13 protein-coding genes are annotated in these 14679 nt (G+C 72.2%); 6 read left to right on the forward strand and 7 right to left on the reverse strand.

Features of this window, described 5'->3' with window-relative positions; all coding sequences use genetic code 11:
• Window positions 1–6: 6 nt before the first annotated feature.
• The 4 genes from bluB to VGO20_RS28465 form a co-directional block, all read right to left on the reverse strand.
• The gene (gene bluB, locus VGO20_RS28680; RefSeq protein ID WP_414639927.1) at window positions 7–1779 is read right to left on the reverse strand and encodes a 5,6-dimethylbenzimidazole synthase; all 1773 of its coding nucleotides are present in this window, start codon (window positions 1777–1779) and stop codon (window positions 7–9) included.
• Between the two features lie 11 nt (window positions 1780–1790).
• Window positions 1791–2945, reverse strand: a complete 1155-nt coding sequence (locus tag VGO20_RS28455; RefSeq protein ID WP_327505803.1) for an acyl-CoA dehydrogenase family protein — start codon at window positions 2943–2945, stop codon at window positions 1791–1793.
• Window positions 2946–3041: 96 nt separating this feature from the next.
• Window positions 3042–3971, reverse strand: coding sequence for a sugar kinase (locus VGO20_RS28460; protein ID WP_327505804.1), 930 nt, complete (start codon window positions 3969–3971; stop codon window positions 3042–3044).
• Between the two features lie 90 nt (window positions 3972–4061).
• Entirely contained in the window at window positions 4062–4520 is a 459-nt protein-coding gene (locus VGO20_RS28465; protein WP_327505805.1) for a response regulator, read from the reverse strand.
• Window positions 4521–4686: 166 nt separating this feature from the next.
• Here VGO20_RS28465 and VGO20_RS28470 point away from each other — a divergent pair, with 166 nt between their 5' ends.
• Both VGO20_RS28470 and VGO20_RS28475 read left to right on the forward strand, forming a co-directional pair.
• On the forward strand, window positions 4687–5694 hold the full coding sequence (locus tag VGO20_RS28470; RefSeq protein WP_327505806.1) for a sensor histidine kinase: 1008 nt from the start codon (window positions 4687–4689) through the stop codon (window positions 5692–5694).
• 86 nt (window positions 5695–5780) lie between these two features.
• Complete coding sequence (locus VGO20_RS28475) at window positions 5781–6164, forward strand: hypothetical protein (protein WP_327505807.1); 384 nt, start codon at window positions 5781–5783, stop codon at window positions 6162–6164.
• 10 nt (window positions 6165–6174) lie between these two features.
• Here the strand turns inward: VGO20_RS28475 and choV are convergent, their stop codons facing one another.
• Genes choV through VGO20_RS28490 form a run of 3 tightly spaced genes read right to left on the reverse strand, consistent with a single transcriptional unit; the run spans window position 6175 to window position 9231 of the window.
• On the reverse strand, window positions 6175–7410 hold the full coding sequence (gene choV / locus VGO20_RS28480; RefSeq protein ID WP_327505808.1) for a choline ABC transporter ATP-binding protein: 1236 nt from the start codon (window positions 7408–7410) through the stop codon (window positions 6175–6177).
• Entirely contained in the window at window positions 7407–8249 is an 843-nt protein-coding gene (gene choW, locus VGO20_RS28485; protein WP_327505809.1) for a choline ABC transporter permease subunit, read from the reverse strand. The genes choV and choW overlap by 4 nt, the downstream gene beginning before the upstream one ends.
• Before the next feature lie 22 nt (window positions 8250–8271).
• Window positions 8272–9231: a choline ABC transporter substrate-binding protein gene (locus VGO20_RS28490; RefSeq protein WP_327505810.1), complete on the reverse strand. Its 960-nt coding sequence runs from the start codon at window positions 9229–9231 to the stop codon at window positions 8272–8274.
• Between the two features lie 173 nt (window positions 9232–9404).
• On the opposite strand from VGO20_RS28490, the gene betI reads away from it, so the two are divergent.
• From betI to VGO20_RS28510, 4 genes are all read left to right on the forward strand, one after another.
• Window positions 9405–10028, forward strand: a complete 624-nt coding sequence (gene betI / locus VGO20_RS28495) for a choline-binding transcriptional repressor BetI (protein ID WP_327505811.1) — start codon at window positions 9405–9407, stop codon at window positions 10026–10028.
• Window positions 10025–11488, forward strand: a complete 1464-nt coding sequence (betB, locus tag VGO20_RS28500; RefSeq protein WP_327505812.1) for a betaine-aldehyde dehydrogenase — start codon at window positions 10025–10027, stop codon at window positions 11486–11488. The genes betI and betB overlap by 4 nt, the downstream gene beginning before the upstream one ends.
• A 13-nt stretch (window positions 11489–11501) precedes the next feature.
• Window positions 11502–13178, forward strand: coding sequence for a choline dehydrogenase (gene betA / locus VGO20_RS28505; RefSeq protein ID WP_414639928.1), 1677 nt, complete (start codon window positions 11502–11504; stop codon window positions 13176–13178).
• 25 nt (window positions 13179–13203) lie between these two features.
• On the forward strand, window positions 13204–14679 hold a 1476-nt coding region (locus VGO20_RS28510), incomplete at its 3' end, for a gamma-glutamyltransferase family protein (protein ID WP_327505813.1).

Raw genomic sequence — 14679 nt, forward strand, 5'->3', positions numbered from 1 at the left:
TGACGTTCAGCGGATCGTGATCTCGTCCGCCGCGGCGTCGCGCGCCTGCCAGCCGGCCCGCTCCAGCTCGGGATCGAGGTGCTGCTCCGCGGGACGGCCGATGCACAGATAGGCGACCAGGTCCCATGCCGCCGGGACGTCGAGTTCGTCGCGCAGCCGGACCGGATCGAGGATGGAGACCCAGCCGACGCCGATGCCCCAGGCCCGGGCGGCGAGCCAAAGGGTATGGATGGCGGTGACCGCGGAATAGCGCAGCATCTCCGGCATGGTCCGGCGCCCCAGGCCATGGCCCGCCGCGGTCGCGCCGTCGGCGAAGACCGCGAGGTGGACCGGCGCCTCGTCCAGGCCGGCGAGCTTCAGCTCGGCGTAGAGGCGCGCGCGTTCGCCCTCGTAGTCGTCGAGCGCCTCGGCGTTGCAGGCGAGGAAATTGGCCCGCACGGCCGCGCGCGTCTCGGCGCTCTCGACCAGGACGAAGCGCCAGGGCTGGCTGAAGCCCACCGAAGGCGCCAGCCGGGCGAGGTCGAGGAGTCGTCGCAGGAGGTCGGGATCGATGGGATCGCGGCGGAAGCGGCGGACGTCGCGGCGCCAGCGGAACAGGTCCTCGAGCCCGGCGCGGAAGCCGGCGCCGAACTCCGGCACCGTCGCCGCGCGCTCGCGGGCCGGCCCGAACTCCCGGCGGATCGCCTCGCCATGCTCGTCGAGCGCGGGGACGCGCGCCGCCGGCCCGGGCTCCAGCCCCGCCCAGCGGACGGGCGGAGCCGGCAGGACCACCGTCCCCTCCGGTGTCTCCACGTCCCGCTCGCGGAACTGGGGATGGCGCTCCAGCCCGGCGAGGTCGTTGACGCGGCCGAAGGCGACGGCGGCGCGCTTCAGCCGCTCGACCAGCTCCTCCGCCGGCAGCGCCCGGAACCGCTCCGCGATCAGGGCGTCCAGTTCCGCCCTGCGGGCGACGCGGGCGTCGTTGCCGGCGAAGCGGGGATCGGCGGCAAGCCCCTCGTCGGCGAGCACGTCCCGGCACAGCGCCGCCCATTCCCGCTCGTTCTGGATCGAGATCAGCACCGGCTCGCCCGCGGTCGGGAACACGCCGTAGGGCGCGATCGACGGATGGGCGAGGCCGACCCGCGCCGGCGCGCCTGCCCCGTAGCGATGGTGCAGGAACGGCACCGCCATCAGCTCCGCGATGGTCGAGAACAGGGACAGCGACACTCCCGATCCCGTGCCGGCGCGCTCGCGCCGCAGCAGCGCCTCCAGCACCGCGGCCCGCGCCGCCTCGCCGGTCGCGATGTCGCAGATCGAGATGCCGACCCGGCCCGGCCCCTCGGGCGTCCCGGTGATGCCGGCGAGCCCGGTCTCGGCCTGGATCAGCAGGTCGTAGGCCTTGACGTCCCGCCAGGGGCCGTCCTCGCCGTAGCCGCTGATGTCGCAGGTGACGAGCCGCGGATGGCGCTCGCGCAGCTCCGCCGAGCCGAAGCCGAGCCGGGCCGCCGCACCGGGCGCCAAATTCTGGATGAACACGTCGGCGCGCGCGAGCATGCGCGCCAGCAGGTCCCGGTCCGCGTCGGCCTTCAGGTCGAGGGCGACCGACTCCTTGCCGCCGTTGAGCCAGACGAAATAGCTGCTCTGGCCGCGCGCCGCGCGGTCGTAGCCACGCGCGAAGTCGCCCTCCCGCCGCTCGATCTTGACGACCCGGGCGCCGGCCTGCGCCAGGCGGAAGGAGGCGAGCGGGGCTGCGACCGCCTGCTCCAGCGAAACGACGAGGATGCCTTCGAGCGTGCGCACCGCCAGCCTCCTCAGTAGGAACGCGGCAGGCCGAGCACGTGCTCGGCGACATAGGACAGGATCATGTTCGTCGAAACCGGGGCCACCTGGTACAGGCGGGTCTCGCGGAACTTGCGCTCGACGTCGTACTCCTCGGCGAAGCCGAAGCCGCCATGGGTCTGGAGGCAGGTGTCGGCCGCGGCCCAGGACGCCTCGGAGGCGAGCAGCTTCGCCATGTTCGCCTCCGCCCCGCAGGGCAGTCCGGCATCGTAGAGCCCGGCCGCCTTCTCGACCATCAGGCGCGCCGCCTCGACCTGGACATGGGCGCGGGCGATCGGGAACTGGACGCCCTGGTTCCGGCCGATCGGCCGCCCGAACACCTCGCGTTCCCGCGCGTAGCCGCCCGCCTTCTCGACGAACCAGCGTCCGTCGCCGATGCATTCGGCTGCGATCAGGATGCGTTCGGCGTTCATGCCGTCCAGGATGTGGCGGAAGCCCTTCCCCTCCTCGCCGACGAGGCTGTCGGCCGGGATCTCCAGCCCGTCGAAGAACACCTCCGTCGTGGCGTGGTTGATCATGGTCCGGATCGGTCGGATCTCCAGCCCGCGCCCGACCGCATCCCGCATGTCCAGCAGGAAGACCGACAGGCCGTCGGTCCGCCGGCCAACCTGGTCCTTGGGCGTGGTGCGCGCCAGCAGCAGCATCAGGTCGGAATGCTCCGCGCGCGAGGTCCAGATCTTCTGCCCGTCCACGACCCAGCAGTCGCCGCGGCGCACGGCGGTCGTGCGGATGCTCGACGTGTCGGTGCCGGCCCCCGGTTCGGTGACGCCGAAGGCCTGGAGGCGGAGCTCGCCGCGCGCGACCGCCGGCAGCCAGCGCGCCTTCTGCGCGGCGCTGCCGTGCCGCAGCACCGTGCCCATCGTGTACATCTGCGCATGGCAGGCGGCCCCGTTGCCGCCGCTGGCATGGATCTCTTCCAGGATCGCGCAGGCGGCGCGGATGCCGAGCCCGCTGCCCCCGTACTCCTCCGGGATCAGCACCGCCAGGAAGCCCGAGCGCGTCAGCGCCTCGACGAACTCCGTCGGGTAGGCCCGCCCGCGGTCGACGCGGCGCCAGTACTCGCCCGGGAACTCCCGGCACAGCGCACGCACCGCCTCGCGGATCTGGACGATCGTCTCCCCTTCCATCCCCTCGCCTTTCCGGGCACTCGGTCCGGCTTCATCATGGCATACCGTCGCCGGTCCCGCAGCAGGCGGCGCTGCAGCGGCCGGAAATGCCCCGCCTCATCCCTCGCGCGGAATGATCGCGCCGCGCAGGCCGATGACGCGGCCCGCTGTGGCGTTGCCGCGGACGGCCGCTTCGCGCGGCGGCAGGCCGGTCAGGCGGGCGGCGAGGTAGGCGCCGTTGAAACTGTCGCCGGCGGCGGTCGTATCGACGATCCGGGCTACCGGCGGGACCGCGACCTCCTCCCGCCCGTCCGGCCCGGACAGCAGCACCGGCCGCGGCCCCTGCTTCACCGCGATCTCGCCGACGCCCAGCGCGTGCAGGCGGTCGGCCGTGGCGTGCGCGTCGGCGTCGCCGTACAGCGCCGCCTCGTCCTCGAAGGTCGGCAGCGCGATCGACACGTAGGGCAGGATCGCCGACACCGCGAAGCGCGCCTCGTCCGGTCCGTGCCACAGCCGGGGCCGGTAGTTGCCGTCGAAGGCGACGAGGCCGCCGCGCCCTCGCACCTCGCGCAGCACGTCCAGCAACCGCGCGCGCCCGTCGCCGTCCAGGATCGCCAGCGTGATGCCCGAGAAGTAGACGAGGTCGTAGTCCCGCAGCGCCGCCGACAGCCGCTCGGCGTTGTCCGCGCGGAACGTCTCGCGCGCGGCCGACGCCGAACGCCAGTAGAGGAAGGAGCGCTCGCCCCCCGCGTCCGTCACGATCACGTAGAGGCCCGGCAGGCGGCCGGGCATGCGGTCGACCAGGCCGACGTCGATGCCCTCGTCCCCCCACGCGGCGAGCATGTCCGCGCTGAACGGGTCTTCGCCCAGCGACGTGACGTAGGCGACCGCGCCCGCGTCGGCCGGCAGCGCCCGGCGCGCATAGACCGCGACGTTCAGCGTGTCGCCCCCGAACCCCCGGCGCATCTGGCCCTCGCCGGCCGGACCCGGCCCGGCATCGGCCGTGGCGCCCGACAGCTCGATCATGCATTCGCCGATGGACGCCATCCGCTTCATCGTCTTCCCACCGCTTCCGTAATCGCGCCGGCAGGATAAGGCGGGTTTCGGACCGGCACCAGCCCGGCCTGCGCCGCTGCGTCAGGCCTGACCGTCCCCGGGCCCCGCGGGGCGGATCAGTGCCAGCGCGGCCGCGACGTCGGCGGGCAGGAAGGGCTTCACGAGGAAGCCCGCCGGCCGCGCGGCCGCCGCGCGCTGCTTCGTCCCGGGATCAGAATGCGCGGTCAGGAAGATCGACGGGATGTCGTGGAGTCCGCGGATGCTGACCGCGGCCTCCACGCCGTCCGACCCGTCCGCCAGCCTGATGTCCATCAGCACGACGTCGGGCCCGTGCAGCCCGGCGGCCGCGATGGCCTCCGATGCCCGGTCGGCCACGGCGACCACCTCGTGCCCCATCCTCTGCAGCTGGATCTCCAGGTCGAGGGCGGGCACGGCCTCGTCCTCGACCACCAGGATCCGCAGGCCGCGCGGAATCCCGGCCGTCGATGTCCCGCCCGGGCCTTCGGCCGCCGGCGTCCCGCCCGGCCTTTCCGCCGCCATGGCAAAAAGGCGGTAAGCCGACCGACCTATGGTGGCATATGGCACACGGCCGTATTGAACGGGCGGCTGCATCATGGCACGAACTTCCCGAATGAGGTATCCACGAGACTGCCGCATGTCGACGGAACCGTCACGCGCGTATTCGCCGATCGCAGGAGTGTCCGGCATGCCCGAAACGACGGCGAGAGCCGAGGACCGGTTCCGGCTTCTGGCCGACAACGCACCGGTCATGATCTGGCGGTCCGATACCACGATGGGATGCGATTTCTTCAATCAGCCCTGGCTCGACTTCACCGGTCGCGACATGGAGCAGGAACTCGGCGACGGCTGGACGCAGGGCGTGCATCCCGACGATTTCGACCACTGCGTCGACATCTACCGGTCCTCGTTCGCGGCACGCCGCGAGTTCACGATGACCTATCGCCTGAAGCGCCGCGACGGCGCCTGGCGATGGCTGCTCGACAACGGCCGTCCCTACGACGACGACGACGGGGCCTTCGCCGGCTATTTCGGATCTTGCATCGACGTGACCGGAATGATCGAGACCAGGGAACGGCTCGAACGCGCGCTGGCGGAGAAGGACACGCTGCTGCGCGAGCTGCAGCACCGGGTCCGCAACAACATGCAGCTGGTCAAGAGCATCCTGTCCCTGCAGACCGACGCCGCCCGGGACGAGAGCGTGCGCGACGCGTTGCGCCGCGCCACCGGCCGGGTCGGCGCCGTCGCCCTGGCCCAGGAAGGCCTGCTCGACGGCGACGACCTGACGGGCATCGATCTCGGCGACTACCTGGCTACGCTCGTCCGCAACGCCGCCTCCCTCGCCGAGCGGGGCGACGTCGCGTTCGAGACGACGGCCGAGCCGGTTCGGCTGCCGCTCGAGCGAGCGGTGCCGCTGGGCCTCGCCGTCAACGAACTGCTGACCAACGCCGCCCGCCACGCCTTCCCCGCCGGGCGGGCCGGCACCGTGCGCCTGGACCTGCGGCGACGCGCGGACGGCACGGCCACGGTCACCGTGGAGGACGACGGCATCGGCCTGCCGCCGGGCGCGGCTCCGTCGGACGCCCGGACGCTTGGCCTCAGCCTCGTCCGCCGGCTCGCGCAACAGGCCCGCGCGCGGGTCGAAACCGCCGCCGGCCCCGGCACGCGCGTGACGCTGCTGCTGGAGGAACCGTAAGCTCACCCCAAGTCGCGCTTGGCACGAGGGCCCCGTTTCGGCCACTCTGCGCCCCGGCGACCGCCCCGGCCGCCGGAGGAGGAAGGATGTCGACGCGAACCTGCGGCGACTGCTCGCTGTGCTGCAAGCTGCTGCGGGTCGTCGAGCTGGACAAGCCCGAGGGCGTGTGGTGCCGCCACCGCGCGCCGGCCACGGGCTGCACCGTCTACGCGGACCGGCCGCCCGCCTGCCGGTTCTTCCAGTGCTTCTGGCTGATGGACGAGGATTTCCCGGACGACCTGCGGCCGGACCGCTGCCATGTCTTCGTCGCGGCCAACGACGACCCCGACAGCGCGGTGATCCACGTCGACCCCGCCCATCCCGACGCCATCCGCCGCAAGCCTGCCGCCGACCTCGTGCCGGCGCTGCTCAAGGTCTACAAGCGGGTGTTCGTGGTCTGCGGCGACGAGAAGGCCATGATGGTCCGCTGATCGGCCGAGGCTAGGCCTCCGTCGCGGCCGGCCGGCCGAGCACGGCGCCGTAGAGCTCGCGGTTGCCGACGACGCCGAGCGCCTTGCCGTCGGCGGCCACCACGATGGGCGCGTCGCTGCGGCGCCGGATCTCCATCGCCTCGCGCAGGGTCAGGTCGGGCGGCACCGTCACCACGGTGCGTACCGACGGAGCCGGCTCGCCCAGCCCGGCGCCCTGCCCGCCGCCCTGCCCGGCATCGGCGAGCGCAGCCACCGGCAGGGGCCCATAGCCCTCGGCATGGGCCGAGACGACCGCGCCCCCCGCGTCCAGCACCAGCGTCGTCCCGGTGTCCGCCTCCGCCAGCAGGGCGCCGCCGCGCCGGGCGAGGGCGTCGAGCGGCGTCATGATGGAGGCGCAGCGCAGCACGTTCACGGGGTTCATGTGGGCGACGAAGTCGGCGACGTAGCCGTTGGCGGGTGCCAGCGCGATCTCCTCCGGGGTGCCGTGCTGGACGATGCGCCCTTCCTCCATGATCGCTATGCGGTTGCCGATCTTCATCGCCTCGTCGAGGTCGTGGCTGACGAACACGATCGTCTTGCGCAGCCGGTGCTGGAGGTCCAGCAGCTCGTCCTGGAGCCGCGCGCGGATCAGCGGGTCGAGCGCGGAGAACGGCTCGTCCATCAGCAGGACGGGCGCGTCCAGCGCGAACGCGCGCGCGAGGCCGACCCGCTGCTGCATGCCGCCCGAGAGCTGGTGCGTACGGGCGTCCCGCCACCGCTCCAGCCCGACCATCGCCAGCTTCTCGTCCACGACCCGCGCCCGCTCGCGCCTGGGCACGCCCTGCAGCTCCAGGCCGAGGCCGACATTCTCCGCGACCGTGCGCCAGGGCAGAAGCGCGAACTGCTGGAACACCATCGCGGTGGTGCGGGTGCGCAGCCGGCGCAGGCTGCGGGGGTCGCAGCCCGCGGCGTCGACCGGCCCGTCCGGAGTGGAGACCAGCACCTCGCCGCGGGTGGCGCGGTTCAGGCCGTTGACGCAGCGGAGCAGCGTCGACTTGCCGGAACCGGACAGTCCCATCAGCACGCAGACCTCGCCCTCGCGCACCGTCAGCGAGGCACCGGCCACGCCGACGACGTGGCCGGTGCGCTCCTGGATTTCCGCCCGGTCCAGGCCGGCGTCGAGCAGGCGGAGCGCTTCGGCCGGCCGCCGGCCGAAGACGACGTCGACGCCGCGGAACTCGACGGTGCCGGACGTGGCGGGCGTCATCGGCTCCGGCGCTCCGGCTGCTTGAACACGCGGTCGAGCACGATCGCGAGGATCACGATCGCGAGCCCCGCCTCGAACCCCATGGCGATGTTGACGGTGTTGAGGGCGCGCACGACCGGCTTGCCGAGCCCGCCCGCGCCGACCAGCGCCGCGATGACCACCATCGACAGCGACAGCATGATGCATTGCGTCAGCCCGGCCATGATCGCCGGCATCGCATGCGGCAGCTCGATCTTCCACAGCAGTTGCGTGCGCGTGGCGCCGAAGCTCTGCCCCGCCTCCAGGAGCTGGCGCGGCGTCGAGGCGATGCCGAGGCAGGTCAGGCGCACCGGGGCCGCGATCGCGAAGATCACGGTCGAGATCAGCCCCGGCACGACCCCGAGGCCGAACAGGATCAGGGTCGGGATCAGGTAGACGAAGGTCGGGATCGTCTGGGTCAGGTCCAGCATCGGCCTGAGGATCTGGTGCAGCCGGGGCCGGTGGGCCGCCGCGATGCCGAGCGGCACGCCGAGCGCCATGCAGATCGCGGTCGCGAACAGCACGAGGGCCAGCGTCTCCATCGTCGCATCCCAGTAGCCGAGGTTCACGACCAGGAGCAGCGACGGGACGATCAGCAGGACGAGCCGCCAGGAGCGGTGGAAGGCCCAGGCGGCGACGGCGAACGCGACGATCAGCGCCAGCGGGTCGGCCCACAGCAGCAGCCCGACCAGCCCCTCGACGACGAAGCCGACGCCGTCCGACACGGCGTAGAAGACGAACGCCGCGTGCGCGTTCAGCCAGTCGACGAGACCGCCCATCCAGAGGCCGAGCGGGATCTTGTTCGCCGTGAGCCAGTCCATCGGGAACAGCCGTTACGCCGCCTCAGTCCGCGAGCGCTTCGCGGACGGCCGCCGCGGCATCGCCGCCGTCGGCGGTCGTCATCCCCTCGACCCAGCCGAGCGCCATGTCGGGATGGGCGGCGAGCCAGGCCCGGGCCGCGGCCTCGGGCTCCTGCCCCTCGTCCAGGATCGCGGCCATGATCTCGTTCTCCATGGCGAGCGTGAAGTCGAGGTTGCGCAGGAACTTGCCGAGATTGGGGCATTCCTCCAGGTAGCCCTTGCGGACGTTGGTGTAGATCGTGGCGCCGCCGAAATCCGGGCCGAACACGTCGTCGCCGCCCGACAGATAGGCCATGTCGAACCGGGCGTTCATCGGGTGCGGCTCCCAGCCCAGGAACACGATCCACTGGTCGCGCCGCGCCGCGCGCTCGACCTGGGCCAGCATGCCCTGCTCGGAGCTTTCCACCAGCTCGAACCCGCCGAGCCCGAAGGCGTCCTCGTCGATCATGGTCTGGATCAGGCGGTTGCCGTCGTTCCCGGGCTCGATCCCGTAGATCTTGCCGTCCAGCTCCTTCTCGAACTTCGCGATGTCGGCGAAGTCCTTCAGGCCGGCCTCGGCGACGTGGCGGGGAACGGCGAGCGTGTACTTGGCCCCTTCGAGGTTGGCCCGCACGCTCTCGACCGAGCCGTCCTCGAGATAGGGGCGAAGGTCCGCCTCCATCGACGGCATCCAGTTGCCGAGGAAGACGTCGATGTCGCCGTTCTTGAGGCTGGCATAGGTGACCGGGACCGAGAGAAGCTCCGAGCTGGGCTCGTAGCCCAGCGCCTCCAGCACCACCGATGCCGACGCCGTGGTCGCGGTGATGTCGGTCCAGCCGACGTCGGAGAAGCGCACCTGACGGCACGATGCCGGCTCGCTCGCAGCCGCCGCGGGCGTCGCCGCGGCGACCGCGCCCATCGCCAGGATGCCGGTCAGGGCCAGCCGGGTGGTCGCCTTCGTCATCGTCTGTGGTCTCCTCTGCCGCGGCGATGCCGTCAGGGTATGGCTGTCATGCCGGAACCCGTTCCGGTCGCCGCGTTTATTGATTGACTGTTCAATTAAGAAAGCCGAACCTGATCCTGTCAACCACAAAAACCCCGAATACGACGACCCTGGAGCGCGCGAGAGATACGGGAATGCCGAAAGTCGGGGTCCAGCCCATCCGCCGACGCCAGTTGATCGCCGCGACGATCGAGGCGATCCACGCCTATGGATACGACGACACGACGATCGCCCGGATCGCCGCGAAGGCCGGGCTGTCCTCGGGCATCATATCCCATTACTTCGGCAGCAAGGACGAGCTCCTGGCCGCGACGATGCGCTCGCTGCTGAGCGACCTGCGCCGCCAGCTACTCGACCGGCTCGCCGGCGCCGAGGCTCCGATGAGGCGGATCGAGGCGGTCGTCGCGGCCAATTTCGGCGAGTCCCAGTGCACGGCGCCGGTGATCACGGCGTGGCTCGCGTTCTGGGCCCAGGTGCCCCACGCGCCGGAGCTGGCGCGCCTGCAGCGCATCTACAGCCGGCGCCTGCGCTCGAACCTGCGCCACGAGCTGCGCCGCCTCGGGCTCGACGACGCCCGCGGCGAGGAGGTGGGCGAGATCCTGGGCAGCCTGATCGACGGCATCTGGGTCAGGGCGGCCCTCGGCGGCGGCGGCATCGATGCGCCGCGCGCGCGTCGCCAGGTGATGGAGACGCTGCACCTGCTGCTCGCGGCCCGGCCGGCCGCCCTGCAAGAGGAACGAGGATCCGCATCGAGATGAACCTGCCGGAACAACGCCTTCACATCGGCGGCACCGCCGTGGACGCCCTCTCGGGCGAGACCTTCGAGACTGCGAACCCTGCGACGGGCGAAGCCCTGGCGCGGGTCCAGGTCGCCGGCCCGGCCGACGTCGACCGCGCCGTCGAGGCGGCGAAGGCCGGCTTCGCCGTCTGGGCGGCGATGACGGGGGCCGAGCGCGGCCGCGTCCTGCACCGCGCGGCCGCGCTGCTGCGCGCGCGCAACGACGAGCTTGCCCGGCTGGAGACGCTGGACACCGGCCGCCCGATCCAGGAGACGACCGTCGTCGACGTGCTCTCCGGGGCGGACTGCATCGAATACTACGCCGGCATGGCCGCGACGCTGACCGGCCAGCACATCCCGCTCGGCCCCCAGGCCTTCGCCTATACGCGGCGCGAGCCGCTGGGCGTGTGCGCGGGGATCGGCGCCTGGAACTACCCCCTCCAGATCGCCTGCTGGAAGTCCGCCCCGGCCCTGGCCTGCGGCAACGCCATGGTGTTCAAGCCGGCCGAGCTGACGCCGCTCACCGCGCCGAAGCTGGCCGAGATCTACGCCGAGGCGGGCCTGCCGGCCGGCGTGTTCAACGTCGTCCAGGGGCATGCCGAAACGGGGCGGGCCATGACCCGGCATCCCGGGATCGCCAAGGTCTCGCTGACCGGCGAGGTCGGCACCGGCAAGGCGGTGATGGCGGATGCCGCCGGCACCTTGAAGCAGGTGACGATGGAGCTGGGCGGCAAGTCTCCCCTGATCGTGTTCGAGGACGCGCAGCTGGACAATGCGGTCGGGGGCGCGCTGCTCGGCAACTTCTACAGCCAGGGCGAGATCTGCTCCAACGGCACCCGGGTGTTCGTCCAGCGCAGCGTGCTGGAGCCGTTCCTAGCCCGCCTGAAGGCCCGCACCGAACGCATGGTGGTCGGCGACCCGCTCGACCCCGCGACCCATGTCGGCCCGCTGATCTCGCGCGCCCACATGGAGAAGGTGCTCGGCCATGTCGAGGCCGGGCTGCGCGCGGGCGCGCGCCTCGTCACCGGCGGCCGCCGGGTCGAGGAAGGGGCGTGCGGGCGCGGCTGGTACGTCGCGCCGACGGTGTTCGCGGACTGCACCGACGACATGCCGATCGTGCGCGAGGAGATCTTCGGCCCGGTCATGACCGTGCTCGTCTTCGACGGGGAGGAGGAGGTCGTCGCGCGCGCCAACGCCACCTCCTTCGGCCTCGCGGCCGGCGTCTTCACCCGCGACCTCGCCCGTGCCCACCGCGTCGTCGCGGCGCTGGAGGCCGGCACCTGCTGGATCAACGCCTACAACGTGACGCCGGTCGAGATGCCGTTCGGCGGCTACAAGCAGTCCGGCCTCGGCCGCGAGAACGGCCATGCCGCGATCGAGCACTACACCCAGGTCAAGAGCGTCTATGTCGGCCTGGGCGACGTCGAGAGCCCCTACTGACCGGGGCGGCTGGATGAGCATGACGGAAAGCTTCGACTATGTGATCGTCGGCGCCGGCTCGGCGGGCTGCGTGCTCGCGAACCGGCTGACCGAGGACCCGGACGTGACGGTGCTGGTGCTGGAGGCGGGACCGCGCGACCACGACTGGGACTGGCGCCTGCACATGCCGAGCGCGCTCAGCTACCCGATGCAGTCGCAGACCTACAACTGGGACTACCACACGGTCCCCCAGGAAGCGCTCGGCGGGCGGCGCCTGCACTGGCCGCGCGGGCGCGTGCTGGGCGGGTCGTCCTCGATCAACGGCATGGCCTATGTCCGGGGCCACGCGCTCGACTACGAGCGCTGGGCCGGGGAGGACCCGGCCCTGGCCCATTGGTCCTACGCCCATGTCCTGCCCTATTTCCGCCGGGCCGAGACCCGCGCCAGCGGGACCGACGACTACCGCGGCGGCGACGGCCCGCTGCACGTCTCGACCGGACGCTGCGAGAACGCGCTCTACCGCGCTTTCGTCGAGGCGGGGGTCCAGGCCGGCTATCTCCGGACCGCGGACCAGAACGGCCACCGCCAGGAAGGCTTCGGGCCGATGGACATGACGGTGCACATGGGGCGGCGCTGGTCCGCGTCCATGGCCTATCTGCGCCCGGCGCTGCAGCGGCCGAACCTTTCGGTGCGCACGGGAATGCTGACGACGCGCGTGCTGGTCGAGGGCGGCCGAGCCCGGGGCGTCGAATATGGCCCGCGCTGGGGCGGCGCCCTGACGACCGTCCATGCCGGGCGCGAGGTCGTCCTGTCGGGAGGTCCGGTCAACTCGCCCCAGCTCCTGATGCTGTCGGGCATCGGCCCGGCGGACGAGCTGCGCGCCGCCGGGGTGGCACCAGTGCACGACCTGCCGGGGGTCGGGCGCAACCTGCAGGACCATCTGGAACTCTACGTCCAGCAGGAATGCGTCCAGCCGATCACGCTGTACGGCGCGCTGGCGCCATGGCGCAAGGCGCGGATCGGGCTCGAATGGTACGTGTTCAAGACAGGGCTCGGCGCCACCAACCACTTCGAGGCCGGCGCCTTCGTCCGCTCGCGCCCCGGCGTGCGGCATCCCGACCTGCAGTACCATTTCCTGCCCATGGCCGTGCGCTACGACGGCCGCAACCCCTCCGACCGCCACGGCTACCAGGCCCATGTCGGGCCGATGCGCTCCAAGAGCCGGGGCGTGCTGCGCCTGGTGAACGCCGACCCGCGCGAGCACCCGCTGATCGATCCGCGCTACATGACCCATCCCGACGACTGGGTCGAGATGCGCGCGGCCGTGCGCCTGACGCGCGAGATCTTCGCCCAGCCCGCCTTCGCCCCGTTCCGCGGCAGCGAGCTGGCGCCCGGCCCCGAGGTGCGCAGCGACGCCGAGATCGACGCCTGGGTCGCCGCGCATTGCGAGAGCGCCTATCACCCCTCCTGCTCGTGCCGGATGGGCTCCGGCGAGGACGCGGTCGTCGACGGCGAGTGCCGGGTGCGCGGCATCGAGGGCCTGCGCGTCGTCGACAGCTCGATCATGCCGACCGTCGTGTCGGGCAACCTGAACGCGCCGACGATCATGATCGGCGAGAAGGCAGCCGACATGATCCGGGAGCGCGCCCCGCTCCCTCCCTCCAACGCGCGCTGGCACGAGGCCGAGGGCTGGGCCGTTGCACAACGCTGAGGGGCACAACGCTGAAGGAAGCACGATGACCGGGTTCTCCTACGACTTCCCCTACCCGTCGCGCCGGGTGCCGGTGATGGCCCGCAACGTCGTCGCCACCTCCCAGCCGCTGGCGGCGCAGGCGGGGCTGCGGATGCTGCTGAAGGGCGGCAACGCCGTCGATGCGGCGCTGGCGGCGGCGATCGCGCTGACCGTGGTCGAGCCGACGGGCAACGGCCTCGGCAGCGACGCCTTCGCGATCCTGTGGGACGGGAACCGGCTGCACGGGCTGAACGCGTCCGGCCGCTCGCCGGCGGCCTGGACGCCGGAGCGGTTCCGCGACCTGCGGGAAATGCCCCGGCTCGGCTGGGAGAGCGTCACGGTCCCCGGGGCGGTCTCGGCCTGGACGCTGCTGTCCGAACGGTTCGGCCGCCTGCCCTTCGAGGACCTGTTCGAGCCGGCGCTCGACTATGCCCGCAACGGCTTCCACGTCTCGCCGACGATCGCGCTGCTGTGGGCGCGCGCGGCGACGCAGCTCGCCGGGCAACCCGGCTTCGCCGAGGCGTTCCTGCCCGCCGGCCGGGCGCCCCGGGCGGGCGGGCTCTTCGTCAACCGGCCGGTCGGCGACAGCCTGGAGGCGATCGCGCTGAGCCGGGGCGAGGATTTCTACCGCGGCATGCTTGCCGAACGCATCGCCGGGTTCGCGCGCGAGCACGGGGCGGCGCTCGACGCCGATGACCTCGGCCGGCACCGCGCCTCCTGGTGCGGCACGATCTCCTCCCGGTTCCGCGACGTGGCGCTGCACGAGATCCCGCCCAACGGACAGGGGATAGCGGCGCTGATGGCGCTCGGCATGCTGGAGACGACGGGCATCGACACGCTGCCGCCGGATGGAGCCGAGGCGCTTCACCTCCAGATCGAGGCGATGAAGCTCGCGCTCGCCGACGTGGAGCGCCATGTCGGCGACCCCGCCGACATGGAGGTCGCAGTCGAGCACCTGCTCGACCCCGGCTATCTCGCCGGTCGCGCCGCGCTGATCGACCCCGCCCGCGCGGCCGAGCCCCGGGCCGGCGCGCCTCGCGACGGCGGCACCGTCTATGTCACCGCCGCGGACGCGGACGGCATGATGGTCTCGTACATCCAGTCCAACTACAACGGCTTCGGCTCGGGCGTCGTCGTGCCCGGCACGGGCATCAGCCTGCAGAACCGGGGGGCCGGCTTCACGCTCGAGCCGGGCTATCCGAACCGGGTCGGCCCGGCCAAGCGGCCATTCCATACCATAATTCCCGGCTTCCTGATGCGGGACGGCGAACCGCTGATGAGCTTCGGCCTGATGGGCGGCCCGATGCAGGCCCAGGGCCATTTGCAGATGGTGCTGCGTACGCAGGCCTGGGGCCAGAACCCCCAGACGGCGAGCGACGCGCCGCGCTGGCGCGTCGTGAAGGGCCGCGAGGTCGCGGTCGAGGCGACGATGGACGCGGCGGCCGTCGCCGGCCTCCGGGCGCGCGGTCACCTCGTCGTG

The organism is Arenibaculum sp. (assembly GCF_035998295.1).
In the GTDB taxonomy this organism is placed as follows: domain Bacteria; phylum Pseudomonadota; class Alphaproteobacteria; order Azospirillales; family Azospirillaceae; genus DASYHS01.